This is a genomic window from Domibacillus sp. A3M-37, assembly GCF_024213455.1.
GTDB lineage: Bacteria > Bacillota > Bacilli > Bacillales > Domibacillaceae > Domibacillus > Domibacillus tundrae.
Genome location: NZ_JANAVL010000002.1, coordinates 317,693 through 334,589 on the forward strand (window position 1 = coordinate 317,693; position 16,897 = coordinate 334,589).

General features: G+C 43.6%; 17 protein-coding genes. 12 read left to right on the forward strand and 5 right to left on the reverse strand.

Translation table 11 applies throughout. The annotated features are described in order from the left end of the window. Window positions 1–34: 34 nt before the first annotated feature. Window positions 35–604: a 16S rRNA (guanine(966)-N(2))-methyltransferase RsmD gene (gene rsmD / locus NLX67_RS05755; protein WP_046179666.1), complete on the forward strand. Its 570-nt coding sequence runs from the start codon at window positions 35–37 to the stop codon at window positions 602–604. Continuing rightward, window positions 604–1,098, forward strand: a complete 495-nt coding sequence (gene coaD / locus NLX67_RS05760; protein WP_046179665.1) for a pantetheine-phosphate adenylyltransferase — start codon at window positions 604–606, stop codon at window positions 1,096–1,098. The genes rsmD and coaD overlap by 1 nt, the downstream gene beginning before the upstream one ends. Before the next feature lie 18 nt (window positions 1,099–1,116). Here the strand turns inward: coaD and ylbJ are convergent, their stop codons facing one another. After that, the gene (ylbJ, locus tag NLX67_RS05765) at window positions 1,117–2,241 is read right to left on the reverse strand and encodes a sporulation integral membrane protein YlbJ (protein WP_254310698.1); all 1,125 of its coding nucleotides are present in this window, start codon (window positions 2,239–2,241) and stop codon (window positions 1,117–1,119) included. A gap of 130 nt (window positions 2,242–2,371) precedes the next feature. Between ylbJ and NLX67_RS05770 the strand changes: the two genes are divergently transcribed. Then, window positions 2,372–3,439 (forward strand): SepM family pheromone-processing serine protease, encoded by a 1,068-nt coding sequence (locus NLX67_RS05770; RefSeq protein ID WP_254310699.1) that lies wholly within the window; start codon window positions 2,372–2,374, stop codon window positions 3,437–3,439. Here NLX67_RS05770 and NLX67_RS05775 read toward each other — a convergent pair. Then, window positions 3,431–4,618 (reverse strand): nucleotidyltransferase, encoded by a 1,188-nt coding sequence (locus NLX67_RS05775; protein WP_254310700.1) that lies wholly within the window; start codon window positions 4,616–4,618, stop codon window positions 3,431–3,433. The two genes, NLX67_RS05770 and NLX67_RS05775, sit on opposite strands and share 9 nt — an antisense overlap. Before the next feature lie 146 nt (window positions 4,619–4,764). On the opposite strand from NLX67_RS05775, the gene NLX67_RS05780 reads away from it, so the two are divergent. The 4 genes from NLX67_RS05780 to NLX67_RS05795 all read left to right on the forward strand — a co-directional run bounded on the left by NLX67_RS05780 (window position 4,765) and on the right by NLX67_RS05795 (window position 7,404). Then, window positions 4,765–5,295 carry a YceD family protein gene (locus NLX67_RS05780; RefSeq protein WP_046179662.1) on the forward strand — a complete coding sequence of 177 codons (531 nt, stop codon included), beginning with the start codon at window positions 4,765–4,767 and terminating at the stop codon, window positions 5,293–5,295. 62 nt (window positions 5,296–5,357) lie between these two features. Continuing rightward, on the forward strand, window positions 5,358–5,537 hold the full coding sequence (rpmF, locus tag NLX67_RS05785; RefSeq protein WP_046179661.1) for a 50S ribosomal protein L32: 180 nt from the start codon (window positions 5,358–5,360) through the stop codon (window positions 5,535–5,537). A 105-nt stretch (window positions 5,538–5,642) separates the two neighbouring features. Beyond that, window positions 5,643–6,404, forward strand: a complete 762-nt coding sequence (locus NLX67_RS05790) for an enoyl-CoA hydratase/isomerase family protein (protein ID WP_254310701.1) — start codon at window positions 5,643–5,645, stop codon at window positions 6,402–6,404. Window positions 6,405–6,528: 124 nt separating this feature from the next. Next, window positions 6,529–7,404 carry a 2-dehydropantoate 2-reductase gene (locus NLX67_RS05795; protein WP_254310702.1) on the forward strand — a complete coding sequence of 292 codons (876 nt, stop codon included), beginning with the start codon at window positions 6,529–6,531 and terminating at the stop codon, window positions 7,402–7,404. Here the strand turns inward: NLX67_RS05795 and NLX67_RS05800 are convergent. The 3 genes from NLX67_RS05800 to NLX67_RS05810 form a co-directional block, all read right to left on the reverse strand. Next, window positions 7,391–8,071: an ABC transporter ATP-binding protein gene (locus tag NLX67_RS05800; protein WP_254310703.1), complete on the reverse strand. Its 681-nt coding sequence runs from the start codon at window positions 8,069–8,071 to the stop codon at window positions 7,391–7,393. The two genes, NLX67_RS05795 and NLX67_RS05800, sit on opposite strands and share 14 nt — an antisense overlap. Next, entirely contained in the window at window positions 8,072–9,712 is a 1,641-nt protein-coding gene (locus NLX67_RS05805) for an ABC transporter permease (protein ID WP_254310704.1), read from the reverse strand. It lies immediately after the preceding gene. A 179-nt stretch (window positions 9,713–9,891) separates the two neighbouring features. Then, on the reverse strand, window positions 9,892–10,959 hold the full coding sequence (locus NLX67_RS05810; protein WP_254310819.1) for a Fe(3+) ABC transporter substrate-binding protein: 1,068 nt from the start codon (window positions 10,957–10,959) through the stop codon (window positions 9,892–9,894). A gap of 193 nt (window positions 10,960–11,152) precedes the next feature. On the opposite strand from NLX67_RS05810, the gene bshC reads away from it, so the two are divergent. The 5 genes from bshC (at window position 11,153) to NLX67_RS05835 (ending at window position 16,863) form a co-directional block, all read left to right on the forward strand. After that, complete coding sequence (gene bshC, locus NLX67_RS05815) at window positions 11,153–12,769, forward strand: bacillithiol biosynthesis cysteine-adding enzyme BshC (protein WP_254310705.1); 1,617 nt, start codon at window positions 11,153–11,155, stop codon at window positions 12,767–12,769. A 123-nt stretch (window positions 12,770–12,892) separates the two neighbouring features. Then, window positions 12,893–13,324, forward strand: coding sequence for a division/cell wall cluster transcriptional repressor MraZ (gene mraZ / locus NLX67_RS05820; RefSeq protein WP_254310706.1), 432 nt, complete (start codon window positions 12,893–12,895; stop codon window positions 13,322–13,324). Window positions 13,325–13,346: 22 nt separating this feature from the next. After that, complete coding sequence (gene rsmH, locus NLX67_RS05825; protein ID WP_046179653.1) at window positions 13,347–14,294, forward strand: 16S rRNA (cytosine(1402)-N(4))-methyltransferase RsmH; 948 nt, start codon at window positions 13,347–13,349, stop codon at window positions 14,292–14,294. A 14-nt stretch (window positions 14,295–14,308) separates the two neighbouring features. After that, on the forward strand, window positions 14,309–14,659 hold the full coding sequence (gene ftsL / locus NLX67_RS05830; protein WP_046179652.1) for a cell division protein FtsL: 351 nt from the start codon (window positions 14,309–14,311) through the stop codon (window positions 14,657–14,659). Beyond that, entirely contained in the window at window positions 14,656–16,863 is a 2,208-nt protein-coding gene (locus NLX67_RS05835; protein WP_305882021.1) for a penicillin-binding protein, read from the forward strand. Before ftsL ends, NLX67_RS05835 begins: the two co-directional genes overlap by 4 nt. The last annotated feature ends 34 nt before the right edge of the window (window positions 16,864–16,897 follow it).

A 16,897-nucleotide genomic window follows, 5' to 3' on the forward strand; every position in this document is an offset into this window, starting at 1 on the left:
CATAAACGAAGAAAACGAATGGCAGGTTGAAAACATGAGAATTATTTCAGGTGAAAAAAAAGGGCTGCCCTTAAAAGCTGTGTCGGGTAAAGACACGCGCCCGACAACTGATAAAGTAAAAGAATCTATTTTTAATATGATCGGTCCTTATTTTGAAGGCGGCATCGGACTGGATTTATTCGCAGGGTCTGGTGGACTGGGCATTGAAGCGCTTAGCCGGGGATTTGATCGAATGATTTTTGTCGACCGCGATATGAAAGCGATTCAAACAGTGAAAGAAAATATACGCAGTGCGCAATTTACAGAGCAGTCAGAAGTGTATCGAAATGAAGCGGACCGGGCATTAAATGCGATTGTCAAAAGAGAGCTGGCGTTTGCTGGTATTTTTCTTGATCCTCCATACAAAAAGCAGAAGCTTGAATCCATGCTTTTATATATAGCTAAACACAACCTGCTTGCGCCGGAAGGATTTATTATGTGTGAACATGGGTCTGATGTTCGTCTTCCGGAACAGATTGGACCGTTTCGCTGTATACGTGCTGAAACATACGGAATGATTTCCGTTTCGATTTACAAAGAGGCAGACGATGGGGAGGAAAGGTAATGGCAAGTATTGCAGTATGTCCGGGCAGTTTCGATCCGATTACAAATGGGCATCTTGATATTATTCAGCGTGGGGCTAAAGTGTTTGACAAGGTATATGTCGTTATTTTAAGCAATTCGTCTAAAAAACCGCTATTTTCTGTGGAAGAGAGGGCGGAATTAATACGGAAAGTTACTGCGCATATTCCAAATGTAGAAGTGGACCATTATCAAGGCCTGCTTGTTGACTATGCGAAGGCGGTAGGCGCAAAAGCGATTTTGCGGGGGCTTCGTGCTGTCTCTGACTTTGAATATGAAATGCAAATTACGTCTATGAACCGTGTGCTGAATGATGAGCTCGAAACATTTTTTATGATGACAAACAGCCAGTACTCTTTTCTCAGCTCAAGCATCGTAAAGGAAGTAGCAAAATACGGAGCGGATATTTCGGAACTTGTGCCAAAAGAAGTCGAAGCCGCGTTAACAGAAAAGCGGCTTGCTGATTTGTCTACATAAATAAAAAGCCGGGAAAAACTATACTCGTTTTTCCCGGCTTTTTGAATAGCGAAAAGCAAGCAGGATGGAAGCAGTCCCAAGAAATAAAACAGTGATCAGCATTCCGCGCTCCGGTATAAAAGAAAGACCGACAGCTGGAAAAGAAAAAGGGTGGGACATGAGCCATAGCATAATAATAACTGCATAAAAGCTGTGCAATACGCGAGCGGCTAAAAACGGTCCATAACGAATATCTGTGCTGCTAATAATGGCCGCTACCTGGGCATGGACACTTAAGCCGCTAAACCCAAGAATAGCACTTATTAAGAGGAGGCTTACGTTAGGAGAAATAGAAGTGGAAGACGACAGCTGAACACCGGACGTCAGTTCAAAAAAGCCGGCAAATAAAGCGCGGACGATCGGCATGCTCGTTTCTTGTGAAGCAAAAAGAGAAAAGAAAAAGGCTACTGCACCATATTCATTTAACAAAGCAGTTAATACCGAAAAAAAGAGAATAAAACCACCGATCAGCATAAGTGTTTGCACAGAGGACAAGACTGCATCCGCAAACATCGTGCCAAACACTCGTCCATCCTTTTTTCGCGCCTCCTTGAAAGCAGTCAACGGTCCTTCAGCCACCGTTTTCGCTTGTCCTTCTTTATTTCCTCCATAAAAGCGCATTGTGAGCCCAATGAGAAATGCCCCGCTATAATGAGCCGCTGCGAGCAGAAACCCTGCTTCCGGGTTTTTCAAAAAGCCGCTGGCTACAGCACTTAAAATAAATAAAGGATTAGAGGAATGTGCCATTGCAACGAGTCGTTCTGCTTCAATTCGTGTAATCGAATGTTCAGCGCGAAGACGTGCAGCCATCCTTGCCCCTGATGGAAACCCGGAAGCAAGTGACAGCATCCACGTAACACCGGCAGGGCCGGGAATGCGAAAGAAAAACTGCATAAATCCACTTAACAAAGAACCAAAAAATGCAATGACACCAAGACCAGCCATTAATTCTGTTAAGATAAAAAAAGGAAGAAGTGATGGGAAAACTGTTTTCCACCAAATATCCATCCCGTATATAGCTGCCCGCAAGCCAGTTTGGGGTGAAAGAAGAAGGGCAGCGGCAAAAAGCGTAACTGCGCAAGCAGCAGCATAGGTTTTCCACATAAAAAGCCTCCCAAGTGTAATATAAAGCGTACTTGCTCAAAATTTTGTACAATAAAAGAGCCTGTACAAAAGGATATGTTCCGCTTGAAAAAATAGACTAACGAAACAGATGACACCGGAGGAAGCCTGAATGGGCATCTGCATGGAAGGAAGAACAAATGTGAATAATAAACAAACTGTGTTCCTGTACGCTGTGCTGCTCACAATAATCGCAGCCGCGTTCATTCCGCTTCCGTATTACGTAACAAAACCGGGAGGGGCACACGAGCTTGACCCGATTGTCCACGTGGATGGGGGAGATGTGAATGACACAAGTACCTTAATGCTGACGACTATTCGAATGGGGCCGGCCAATGTCTACTCATACGCATGGGCTTCTGTGCGTGATTACGAAGAAATATTGCCGAAAGAAGATGTCCGTTATCCGCACGAATCAGACGACGAATACAACGTAAGACAGTTTCATTTGATGGATACGTCGCAGCAAAATGCGGTCACTGTTGCGTTTGATGAAGCAGAGAAGCCGTATGATTGGACATACAACGGCATTTACGTACTTGGTGTATTCCCTGGTATGCCCGCTGAGAAAGTGCTGGAGGCGGGTGATCGGATTACATCCATCGATGGCCGGGATATAAAATCATCAAAAGAAATGACTGACTATGTGCAGTCAAAAAATCCGGGCGAAGCAGTGACCATCGCGTTTACACGCAACAAAAAAAAATATGAAAAAACGATTCAGCTCAGGGCCTTCGCGGAACTTGATGGCAAGTCCGGTCTCGGCATCAGTCTGGCTGATGACAGGACGCTAAAAAGCGAACCAAAGGTAAAACTTGAAGCGGATGAAATCGGCGGACCTTCCGCCGGTCTTATGTTCAGTCTTGAAATTTATGATCAGCTGGTAGAAGAAGATATTGCGGCGGGTTTAAAGGTTGCCGGGACTGGTACCATCGCGTCAGATGGAACGGTCGGCCGGATCGGCGGCATCGCGCAAAAAGTTGTTGCAGCCGATCGGGCAGGAGCACAGTTCTTTTTTGCGCCGGACGACGAGCTGCCAGCGGACCGTTCGAATCTAAAGACCAATTATGAAGAAGCAAAAAAAGCGGCAGAAAACATCGGAACAGACATGATCATTGTGCCTGTTAAAGTATTTTCAGATGCGGTCGATTATTTAAATAACATTACCGCATCAAAGTAAGAGCGGGGGTGTTGAATATTCTTGTTCAAGGAGGGAATCGGCATAGTCTTTCGGCAAATTGGGAGCAGAAGCAAAAACACGTGCTGCCTTTATATCAAGTGCCAGAAGATCGCTGGCCGATGCCGTTCGTGAAACCAGCGGCACGAGCATTTCTTTTTTTATCGATCGAATATAAGCCCGCCCGTTTTCTGTCATACCGAGTAAGCGAATAAATGAAACGCGTTCAGCCTGTCGCATGCTTTCTTTATCAGTATCCGTTAAAATATGTGTCATCATTCGCTGCAGGCGGGTCCAAGTATATCGTTTCGTTTTTACACGCTGCATGAACGCAGCGAACGAATCACATTTCAGCGCTGCTTGTATTAACCTTGGCCCAATCCCTTCTTCCACTTCATAAATAGAAGCAAGCTGTTCAGGCTGAAGGGATAAAAGCCGATAGCGAAGCAGCGGCCAATACGATTCCCACGAATGCAAGGGCCGCTTTTTTAGCCCGGCAGCACTTAAAGGCGGCATCACATCATCAATTGAGATGCTTGTTTCAAGCAAACGCTGCCGAATCGCTGTTGCACTTGCAATCGATCCAGACGCTTCTGCATCATGAAAGCCTGCTCCTTTTCTCAGCACAGTGAGTGGATTTAACGGGGAGCCAAGTGTATCATTTGCTTGCATGTAATGAAAACCCAAAATATTATTTGGCTTTGACAAATCAAGCGGCAGCGGGTCTTTTTGAAAAATGGAATTTCTTGCTTTCGTTTGAGCAGACGGGTAGCTTATTCCTTCTTTCATAAATAGGCGGACAAGTGCGGCCAGCTGTTCCTTTTTTTTACTCAGCTGGTCCACGCTTTGGAAAAATGGTTCAATTTGTCCATTTTCGCTCCCAAAGCAAAATGATTGGCACTTTAAGTGATGCAGAATTTCAATTGCGCCTATAGCAAATATTTCTGCTTTTTGAGTCGAAAATGCATATGGAAGTTCGACGACGACATCAGCGCCATGCTGCAGTGCCATTTTCGTCCGGGTCCATTTATCGGTTATAGCAGGTTCGCCGCGCTGTAAAAATGAGCCGCTCATGACAGCGACGATTGCGTCTGCATTTGACAAACGTTTTGTTTCATTTATATGGTAGAGATGTCCGTTATGAAACGGATTATATTCAACGATAATACCCGCTGCGTTCATTGGAATATTCCTTTCTTGATCAGAATGTATCTTCATTTTCAAAGATGATGAATAAAAAGTCAAACAAGCATTTCACTGTAAAGAAAATATATTGACAATATATCAGGAGAGGGCTATAATTACTTTTGTTGCCTTGAGGTGATTAAATGAAATGGTCAATAATTCAACTGCAAAAACACCGCGACCGCGGTCTTGAAATCGACGAAAAAGTTGATTTAACCGAACTAACAACGCTCGACAATGATATTCGCCGTATTTCTCCTGTACACGTAACAGGACGTGCCGATATCCGTCATGATCAAATTGTTTTTCAAGTGAAAGCAATGGGCGAAATGATTGTCCCTTGTTCACGAACGCTTGTTGATGTGCCTTACCCGTTTGAGATTCCGCTTACTGAACGGTTTTTATTAAAACCGGAAGAAGGCGAATTTTACGAAACAGAAGATGTTCATCTGCCGGAAGGAAATGTTATTGATCTCCGTCCGATTTTAGAAGAAGCCATCATCTTAGAGGTGCCGATGCAAATTTTTAGTGAAGAAGCTGACAAGTATGTTGTTCAGTCAGGAAACAATTGGGCGTTTTATGAAGATGAAGAAGAGCTTCCCAAAAAAGAGAAGCCGGCTGTCGATCCACGATTGGCAGAACTTCAAAACTTCTTTTCGTCTGATGATGAGTAATTGAGAAGTACAGCTATTCTGGCTTCATATAGTTTTTATTTCTTTAAGGAGGTGTATATCACATGGCAGTACCTGCTAGAAGAACATCCACTACACGCAAAAACAAACGCCGTACGCATTTCAAATTACAAGTGCCCGGTATGGTTTCTTGCCCGAACTGTGGTGAAATGAAACTTGCGCACCGCGTGTGCAAAGAGTGCGGAACATATAAAGGCAAAGAAGTCGTTAGCGTTAGCAAATAAGACTTTTTAAATCTTTCAAAAAAGCGGAGAGACCATGGCTCTCCGCTTTTTTTGTGCTTGTTTTTTGGAAATTGAAAGCGCTACAATGGGGTGGGAGGGGATAAAATGGATTATACGATTGAATTGGACAAAGAAAGTGGCATTTTGCTGTTTACAATCACACGAGAAAAGCAAAGAAATGCGATTAATTATAACGTGATGGATGGGCTGCGTGAAGCACTGGATCGGGCTTTAAAAGAGGACGTACGGGTCTTGGCTATTACAGGAAAAGGAGATAAAGCATTTTGTTCAGGTGGTGATTTATCCGCTTTTCAGTCTTTGCAAACGGAGCAGGAAGCGTATGCGATGTTGTCAAAAATGGGTGAGCTTTTATATGAGCTGGCAGTGTTTCCAAAACCGACTGCTGCGCTTATCAATGGAACGGCAGTTGGCGGCGGCTGTGAACTGGCGACGGCTTGTGATTATCGGGTTGCCAGGACCGGTGCGAAAATAGGATTTATTCAAGGCGGTCTTGCCATTACAACCGGCTGGGGCGGGGGAACGATGCTGTTTGAACGAATCGAGAGCAGGCTCGCTTTTAAAATGCTGTCAGAAGCGGCCGTTTTCCGGGCGGAGCAGCTAGATGATTTTGGCTTTATCGACCGGCTTCACGACAAAGTCGACATTGAAGAAGCACGGGCGTTTTTCGCTAATGAGCAATCGATAGACAGTGAAGTTCTTCGTGCGTATAAACAAATGATAATTGGGAAATGGCAGGCGGGCGATCTGAAAAGCCGGATAGAAAAAGAAATTCGTGCGTGTTCGGTGCTATGGGGGAAAGAAGCGCACCATCAAGCGGTCGCTGCTTTTTTATCGAAAAATACATAAGAAAATAAGCTGGTCCCTAAGCGGAGATCAGCTTATTTTCTGGGAATCTTCCTTCTCTTTTATTATATAATAAAACAAATAAAAAGCAGCGATCATTGTTATTGCTCACAAAACAGGGGGAGAAATGAATATTCATATTATAGGAGGCGGGGCAATTGGCTTGTTTTTTGCATCGCAATGGAGCAGCTATCATCAAGTGACCGTTCAAGCAAGGACAAAGGAACAGGCAAAACGGCTTGAAACGGATGGCATCCGTGTCATTGAAAACAATCAGGAGTCGGTTCATATCGTCAAGACGGCTAAATCTGCTCCGGTCGAAACGAACTTAGTCGTTGTAGCTGTGAAACAATATCATTTAAACGACATGCTGAAAGAACTGCCCGACGTCCGGTCACTGTTATTTATTCAAAATGGCTTGAGTCACCTTAAGCAGATTCAGCCTCTATCCAATCGGAATATTTACGCCGCATCAGTAACACACGGAATTGCCAAAATAGACGAGCGGACAATTAGAGTAAATGGGCGTGATACAACAAAAATGGCCAGTGTAAAAGGGGGACATAAAGAGATTAGCTGCGTGTTGGGGACACCTGGTTTTTCCTTTCAATGGGAACCGGATGTCTATGAAATGCTAGTCGAAAAAATGGCAGCCAACACTGTTATCAACCCGCTGACTGCACTTCTGAATGTGAAAAATGGAGAGCTGGTGGAAAACAGTGAGTATTGTGCGGCAGTAGAAACACTTTGCGCAGAGTTTGCGGCTGTTTTTCCTTATAAAACAAAAGAAGCTGTTACACAGTCGGTTTTTGCTGTTTGCCGCAAGACAGCACTCAATGAATCTTCGATGTTAAGCGATATGAAAGCGGGACGAATGACTGAACTGAACGCCATTGTAGGTGTCCTGTTAAATGAAGCTGCACGGAACAATATACAAGTCCCGGCTTTTTCGATTTTATACAATCTTGTTAAAGGAAAAACGCCGGACTTTAACACAAAATAAGGTCCGGCGTTCCTATTTTCACAATATGTCCTTTTTCCATTAAAATAACCCGATCGGCGATGGCGCGTGCATCGGCTTGATCGTGTGTGACAAAAATGGCTGTGATGCCTGCTTTTTTTAAAATCGTGCGCAGCTCATCACGAATTTTAATTTGCAGATCAGCATCTAAATTGCTGAAGGGTTCGTCAAATAAAATAATCGATGGATTGGGTGCCATTGCCCGAGCCAATGCGACACGCTGCTGCTGTCCGCCGCTGAGCTCGTGTGGATAGCGCTTCTCAAAGCCTTTAAGCCCGACGAGTTCGATGACTGACGCGAGACGTTCATCACGCTCCGTCCGTTTCATTTTTTTTAAACCAAATTTAATGTTGCCGGCTACGGTCATATGTGGAAACAGCGCATAATCTTGAAACACCATGCCGACGCCGCGTTTTTCCGGCTGGACAAATGTTTCCTGGTCAAACATGGTGCTGCCATTGATTGTCATCATCCCCTCTTCAGGTACTTCAAGACCGGCAATCAGACGAAGAACGGTGCTTTTTCCGCTGCCACTTTGACCGAGGATAGTCAAAATTTCGCCTTTTTCCATTTCCATTGACACATGTTGAATGGTTTTTTCTTTTGCATTCCGATAGGAAAACGTTACGTTCTGAAGCTGCATAACCATTTATTTTTTCTCCTTTTCCAAAACAGCATGAAACACAAAGATGGACAAGCCACTGATCAAAATAATAAGCATGGAAGCGAGTGCTGCTTCATGAACAGCTTCATCATTTGCGTATTGAAAAGCCTTTGTTGATAATGTATAAAAATTGAACGGCTGTAGCAAAAGAGTAAGCGGCAGCTCTTTCATCACCTCAATAAAAACCAACGTAAATCCGCCAAATACAGCGCCGCGAATCATCGGCAAGTCTACTTTAAAAAAAGTTCGCATAAGGGAAGCGCCAAGCAGACGGGAAGCTTCTGTAAAGCTGCGGCCTATTTTATCAAATCCGGCATCAACTGGATTAAATCCGATCGTAAGAAACCGGCTTACGTAAGCAAAAATAAGCATTACAAGACTCAAGCTTAAAATAATAGGTGCGTCAATGCCGAGTGCTGCGTATGCCATGTTTAAGTGCCGGTCAAGCCAGAGGAAAAAAGTTAAAACACCAATAGCAATAACGGCACCGGGAATCGAGTAGCCAAGTACAGTTACACGGGAGACAGCTTTGCTCCAAGGGCTGTCCGCCAGCCGGGTGAAATTACCGATTACAAGGGCGATGATCATAATGACAAAAGAGGAGATAAGCGAGACGTACACGGAATTAAAAATAAGCTGCAAAAAGTCCGGACTAATGACTTTTTCGTATGTCAGCATCATCCATTGAAAAAGCTGAACAAACGGAATAAGGAATCCGATGGTAAAAATAAACAGGACATAAACGAACAGCAATATTGTGTTCTCGCGAGACAATGAAATCGGTTCAAGCGGCCGGACTTTTGCATTCGAATAACTATATTGTTTTCGGCCCCGAAGTACTTTTTCCAAAAATAAAATAAGAAAAACAATTGCCATTAACATAGCTGCGAGCTTAATAGCGGACGCTACGTCACTCATGCCAAACCATGCCTGAAAGATAGCGGTCGTAAATACTTGAATACCAAAATAAGATACAACACCGTAATCGTTTAAAACTTCTAAAATAACAAGACTTGCCCCGCCAATGATAGCTGGCCTTGAAATGGGCATAATGACGCGAAAAAATAATTCCAGCGGGCCGCTGCCGAGAAGCCGTGCATTTTCGATTAGAGAAGCGGACTGCTGTTCCAAGTAAGCGCGCGTAGTAATGTACACATACGGATACAAAAAAATCGTGAAAATAAAAATCGCACCAGGAATGTTCATTATATCGAAATAAGCCGGATTCGCGGTTATGTTAAATTCATTTCGGAGCGTGGACTGCAGCACTCCCGTATAGTTCACGATGCCATGATATGTATAAGCGCCGATATAAGGCGGAATGGCCAGCGGCAAAATAAGTCCCCATTTAAAAAAGCGGCGGAGCGGAAACCGGTAAGCTGTGACAAACCATGCAAGACTCACCCCGATTAAAATGGAAAAAAGACCTGTGAAAAAAACGATGATCAGCGTATTTTGAATATAATTTTTTAGCAGGAATTCCTGTATATGCGCCCAATTTTCATTTGGCTTTTCAAAAATTTGAAGAAAAATAGATAGAGCAGGGGATAGGATGAGTAATGTGAAAATAATACTCATTATCGACCAGCTGTTTGTATGAAGACGGATAAAGCGAATAACGTTCATAGTGACCTCCGAGCTTGAACAGAATGAGCGCAGCGAACAAAATGTTCATTTGGTTATGTTATTTGCTCGTAAAATGCTCGCTCCTTTAATAGTATGAAAACTGCTTGCAAAAAACAAGAGTATGTCGCATATTGCAAAAAAACGGCAGACTTTAATCAAGCCTGCCGCTTTTTCGTTTCTTATTTCCAGCCAACTTCATTCATTAGTTTAACTGCGTCTGCATTATACTTTCCAAGCTCGGACAAGTTTAAGTCCTGCTCTTTGAATTCGCCCCAAGAAGCAAGAAGTTCTGCAGGCTCCACGTTTGCATTCACTGGATATTCAAAGTTTGCTTCAGAAAATTGGCCTTGTGCATCTTCACTTGACAGGAATTCTAAAAGTGCAATGGCATTTTCTTTATTTTTCGCATGTTTTGTCACGCCAGCGCCACTTACATTAACATGTGTTCCGTTTGTTTCCTGATTAGGGAAGAATACACCTAATTGTTCCGCTACTTTTACTTCTTCTGGATCTTCAGAATTTAAAAGCTGGCCGAAGTAGTACGTGTTCATCACCGCAACATCACCGATGCCGGCCACAACTGCTTTTGCCTGGTCGCGGTCGCCGCCTTCAGGGTCACGGGCAAGGTTATTCGCAATTCCTTGCGACCACTCTTTTGCAGCATCCGCACCATTTAATGAAATAAACGAAGCAACAAGTGACTGGTTATACACGTTGTCTGATGAACGAATCAGCACTTTTTTATTCCATTTATCTTCTGTTAATGCTTCATATGTGGATAAATCTTCCGGCGTTACGCGATCTTTTGCATAAACAATAACACGTGCCCGTTTTGTTAAACCGAACCATTCATTGTCTACGTCACGGTAATTTTCCGGTATATTTTCATTTAAAGAGTCATTTTCAACAGGTTGCAGGAGTCCTTTTTCTTTTGCCCAATGCAGACGGCCGGCATCCGCTGTGTAATAAAGGTCAGCTTCTGTTGCTTCTCCTTCACGTGAAAGACGTTCTCCAAGCTCATCTGCTTCACCTTTAACGACATTGACTTCAATCCCTGTTTCTTCAGTGAATTGATCGAAAAGTGCATCGTCCGTTTCATAATGACGGCTTGTATAAAGGTTTACTTCGCCAGCTTCTTGCGCTTCTTCATTTTCTGCCGGTGCTGTTGTTGCAGGTTCACTTTCGTTTCCGCATGCAGTCATCAGGAGAGACATGCCGAGCAGTCCTGATAAAAATTTCGTTTTCATTGTTGCCATTGATAACGCCCCTTTTGTTTATGTAAGATCAGCAATGCTGTCACCTAAATTATAATGATAATCATTCTCAGATCAACATTTTTTTAACATAATAGTTTGCGTACAGGCACATTATTTTCCCTTTCAATCCTTCAGGTGGTATACTCTAACAAGAAAATTTGTCCGAAAGAAAGGAAGTAAATGTATGGAACAAGAACGCATTTCTGTTCCCGCTTTAAACCCGTTCGTAAAAGAGTACATAAGCGGATCATCCCATGCCAGCGGCTTTTTTGATTATAAGCCATTTTCACAGCAGTCTTTTCAGCAACGTGCGGAAGAAGTGCGGACAAGGGGTTTTAAACGAGATGAAGTAGCTGGCATTATCCGGAACTACATGACACCGCATCATCTCACCAACGAAGTGGAGCAATCACTGCAAAAGTTAATGAACCCTTCATCTGTTGCGGTCGTCGGCGGCCAGCAGGCGGGACTTTTAACAGGGCCTTTATATTCTATACATAAAATCATTTCTATTTTGCATTTAGCGAAGGAGCAGGAAGGAAAACTCGGCATTCCAGTCGTGCCAATTTTTTGGATTGCTGGGGAAGACCATGATTTAATGGAAGTTAATCATGTATTTATTGAAAAAAATGAACGCATGCAGAAAATAGGCTATCCGGAACGGTTTGTGAAAAAACAGGCAGCGTCAAATACTGTTTTTGATAAAAAAATGATGTCTGAATGGGTGACATCCGTTTTTGCCTGTCTAAAAGAAACACATTATACAAATCAATTACTCAGGGACGTAAAAAGAGCGGTGGAGGAAAGCGGCACGTTTACAGAATTTTTTACGTTTTTAACTGGATCTTTTTTTGCAAAGTACGGCTTGCTGTTGATTGATGCGGCAGATCCTGTGCTGCGAAAGCTCGAAACGCCATTTTTCAAGCAGCTGATTTTAGAAAATGACCAGCTGGCGGAAGCGGTAAAAAAAACGCAGCAGCAAATAAAGGATGTGGGTTTTGCTCCTGCCATTGAGACAGGCGAACAGCCAGCCAATTTATTTTTAATTGAAAAAGGCGAACGCCATTTACTCCAAAAAGAAAACGGGCTGTTCGTCAGTAAAAGCGGGTGCACGTATACCGAAGCAGACTTATTGCAGCTTCTTGAAGTTTCGCCTGAGTCATTTAGCAATAATGTTGTCACGCGGCCGCTTATGCAGGAGTGGCTGTTTCCGACGCTCGCATTTATCGCCGGACCGGGAGAAATTGCGTATTGGGCGGAATTAAAAGGCGCGTTCGAGCATTTTAAAATGAACATGCCGTTGGTTGTCCCTCGTTTAAATATAACCATTGTCGATCGAAACGTTGCGGGTATCCTTTCAGAGATGGAGATGCCAATTGAAAGGGCTGTACAGCGGGGTGTTCAACAAGAGAAAGCTGCGTATATCGAATCGGTTCGTGATCATCACTTACATGAACTTGTCGCACAGATGAAGCAGGAGCTGCTGGCGAACTATGAAAAAATTGAAGCGCGTGCAGCGGCGCTTCACAATGGGCTTATGCCGATCGTTCAAAAAAACAAATCGTACCACGAGCGGCAAATTAACATTCTTCTTCAGAAGAGTGACGCTGTTCTAGAGCAGACACATGAAGCGGCGCTCCGCCGTTTCAATCGTGTGGAAACTTTCCTGCGGCCAGACGGGCTGCAGGAAAGAGTGTGGAATTTATATCCTTTCTTAAATGAATACGGTCCTTCATTTATCGACGAATTAATGGATCAGTCATATCAGCATGATGGAAGTCATTACATCTTATACATGTAAATGAAAAGTCTGCCTTTTGGGCAGGCTTTTTTTACGCGCAAAAAAGGAAGAGAGCTCATTATGAAATGGGTGGTGCAAAGTGGGGGGATGTGGTAAAGTTAGTGTAGAAAGTGGGGACGCGTCATGTTCATGGGAGAATACCGTCATTCAATCGATGAAAAAGGCAGGTTGATTATTCCAGCGAAATTTCGTGGTGATGCCGGCAAAACATTTATTGTGACGCGTGGCCTGGACGAGTGTTTATTTGTTTACCCGCTTGATGAATGGGAAGTGCTGGAGGAAAAGCTTTCCACTTTGCCCCTGACAAAAAAAGATGCGCGTGCGTTTACCCGCTTTTTTTTCTCGGGCGCAAATGACTGTAAACTTGACCGGCAGGGGAGAATAAATATTCCTGATCCGCTTTTGCACTACGCATTGCTTCAGAAAGAATGTGTCATTGTTGGTGTTTCAAATCGGATGGAAATTTGGAACGCATCAAAGTGGGACGAGTACTTGGAAGCGTCAGCGGACTCATTCGCAGACATTGCTGAAAATTTAACTGATTTTGATTTATAACGTTGATTGGACTGATAAGAAAATGGAATTTAATCATACGACCGTATTGCTTCGTGAAACGGTCGACGGGCTGAATATTCGCCCTGATGGAATTTATGTAGATTGTACGCTTGGCGGAGCAGGCCATAGTGAGTATTTGCTTTCGCAACTCGGACCTGACGGGAAATTGTTCGCATTTGATCAGGATGAAACCGCGATCAAACATGCAAAAAAACGGCTTGAGCCGTTTGCTGATCGTGTTGAATTTATAAAAAGCAACTTTGAGCATGTGAAAGAAGAGCTTCATGAACGAGGCGTTACGGAAGTTGATGGCATTTTGTATGACTTGGGTGTTTCATCGCCGCAGCTCGATACACCAGAACGAGGATTCAGCTATCACCATGACGCGCCGCTTGATATGCGAATGGATAAAAGTGCTCCATTGTCGGCGTACCACGTTGTGAATGAATGGTCATTTGAACAGCTTGTCCGCATTTTTTTTAAGTACGGGGAAGAAAAATTTTCTAAGCAGATTGTCCGCAAAATTGAAGCCGCACGAGAGATTAGGCCAATTGAAACGACGGGTCAGCTGACGGAACTAATAAAAGATGCCATTCCGGCGCCGGCAAGAAGAAAAGGCGGACATCCGTCTAAGCGAGTGTTTCAAGCCATTCGGATTGCCGTAAACGACGAGCTTGGCGTATTTGAACGCTCGCTTCATGATGCGATTGACTTATTAAGTATTAACGGCCGGATCAGTGTTATTACATTTCACTCGCTTGAGGACCGCATTTGCAAAACGGTTTTTAGAGAAGCATCTACAGGTCCGGAACTGCCGCCCGGGTTGCCGATTATTCCTGAAGAATATGAACCCGTTTTAAAATTAGTCACCAGAAAACCAATTGTGCCGACAGAAGAAGAACTAGAAGAAAATAACCGTGCACGGTCTGCCAAGCTGCGTATTGCAGAAAAAAGAAAAGGAACCGTTTAGGGGGGGGAATCTAAATGAACAATACAGCGAAACAGCCAGTTGTTAACCAGCCAAAAACGGCTCCCGTCAAGCAGCGGAAGGTAAGCAGGCAGTTTTTTACACCGGGAGAAAAAGTCTTGTTTCTTGTTGTTGTGTTAACCGTTTGCTTTATGTGTGCCAAGCTCATTTCGACACAGGCGGCCATTTATGAAACGAACAAACAAATTCAAGACATGGATGTAAAGATCCAGGAACAGGAAAAAGTTAACCATGACCTTGAAGTTCAAATTAGTGAAGAAAGCACATACGAAAAAATTTGGGAACGTGCGAAAGCAATGGGACTGGATTTAAGTGATCAAAATATTAAGGTTGTTGAACCGAAATGATGGAAAATAGAAACAATCGAAAAATAGGAGCTGCGATCCTGTACATTGGGTTCGCCCTCCTCTTTTTTATCTTATTTTCACGAGTCCTCTATATTCAGGCAACGGGAAAAGCAGATGGACATGAACTAAAAAACGAAGCGCTCGAAAAATATATGCGCACCGATGTCCTTGAAGCGAGGAGAGGGACGATTTATGACACAAATGGTGAAATCATTGCAGAGGATGCAACTTCCTTTACAATTGCCGCAATTTTGGATGATTCCGTTACGACAAATCCGGAGTCTCCAAATCACGTAACAGATCCGGAAAAAACGGCCAAAGTATTAGCGAAATACATTGATATGGATGAAGCGGATATATTGGCGCGGCTAAAAAAAGATGGAGATCCGTTTCAGGTGGAATTTGGAAAGGCCGGACGTGGTTTGTCGAATAGTGTTAAGCTGCAAATTGAAGAAGAGAACCTGCCTGGCATTACATTTATTCGTCAGGCGAAACGGTTTTATCCGAATGGGACATTTGCGTCGCACTTAATTGGCTTTACACAGCAAATTGAAAAAGAAGACAAAAATGCGAATATCACATTTGAAACGGAAGGTCAAATGGGCATCGAAAAATCATATGAGAAGTATTTGCAGGGAACAGATGGGAAAATTCGCTATACAAGTGATTTGTGGGGCTATTTACTTCCAGAAAAGCAGGAAATGGTCGCTGAGCCGGAAGATGGCGATCATATGTATTTGACCATTGATTCTAAAATTCAGACGTTTATGGAGGATGCTTTGAATGAAGTAGAAGCCCAATACAATCCTGCAAAAGCTTTTGCCGTTGTAGCAGAAGCAAAAACGGGCAAAATTTTGGCGATGAGCCAGCGGCCGACGTTTCATCCAGGCACACGTGAAGGGCTTGACATAAACTGGATGAATGATCTTGTCGAGTATTCGTATGAGCCGGGTTCAACGATGAAAATTTTTACGTTGGCGGCGGCAATTGAAGAAGGCGTGTTTAATCCGGAGGCCACTTATAAATCTGGAACATACAGCGTTGGACCAAATCGTATTCGAGATCATAATGGAGGTGCCGGCTGGGGTGAAATTACGTATGAAGAAGGGATTCAGCGGTCTTCAAACGTCGCCATCGCCAATATGCTCGAAGAAATGACCCCTAGTGTATTCAGGCAATATCTTGAGGATTTCCATTTCGGCCAAAAAACAGACATTGAACTGCCAAGTGAAGCGTCGGGAAGCATTTTGTTCAATTATCCGCTTGAACAAGTAACGACTGCATTTGGTCAAGGATCGACCGTCAATGCGATGCAAATGCTCCAAGCGGCAACAGCCATCGCAAACGGCGGGAAAATGATGAAGCCGTATATTATTGACAAAATTATTGATAATACGACCGGTAAAACAATGGTGAACACAGAACCAGAGGTTGTCGGTGAGCCGATTTCTAAAGAAACAGCTGCTGAAACACTAGACATCCTTGAAACGGTCATCACAGCTGAACATGGCACCGGGAAACCGTATCATATTGAAGGGTACGATATAGCCGGGAAAACAGGAACTGCACAGTTAGTAGGGGAAGACGGGCGGTATTTAACAGGAACAAACAATTATTTATTCTCGTTTATTGGCATGGCGCCGAAAGATGATCCAGAACTGATCGTGTATGCAGCTGTTGCGCAGCCGAAATTAGACAATGAATCCGGCTCGGCGCCTGTCTCAAAAATTTTTAATCCAGTGATGCGTAACAGCCTGCAGTATTTAAATATACAGCCGGATGAAACGATCACGTCTCAAACGGTTAAACTGAAAGATTTTACTGGCCAGAAAACATTTGAAGCGCGTGAAGCGTATGCGGCATCCGGTGTGGATCCGGTTATTATTGGCACTGGCAATGAAATTGTCAAGCAAGTGCCGGCGGCCGGTGAAAAGCTGCTTCAAGGTGAAAAAGCAGTGTTGCTGACATCTGATAAATGGACGATGCCGAATATGACCGGCTGGGCGATCCGCGATGTAATGAAAGTAGCTCAAAGTGTCGGGCTCAAAGTAAGCTATTCAGGTTCTGGTTATGTTATTTCGCAAAACATTCAAGCAGACGACGCAATAAAAGAAGGTCAAAAGCTGATCATTAAGCTTGAAAAGCCAGGAAGTGCTGAAGAAGCAAACAAAAAAGCGAATGAAGAGTCAGATCAATCCGGGTAAAGAATAAAAAGGGTTGTCTCAAGAGTGCCAGGCA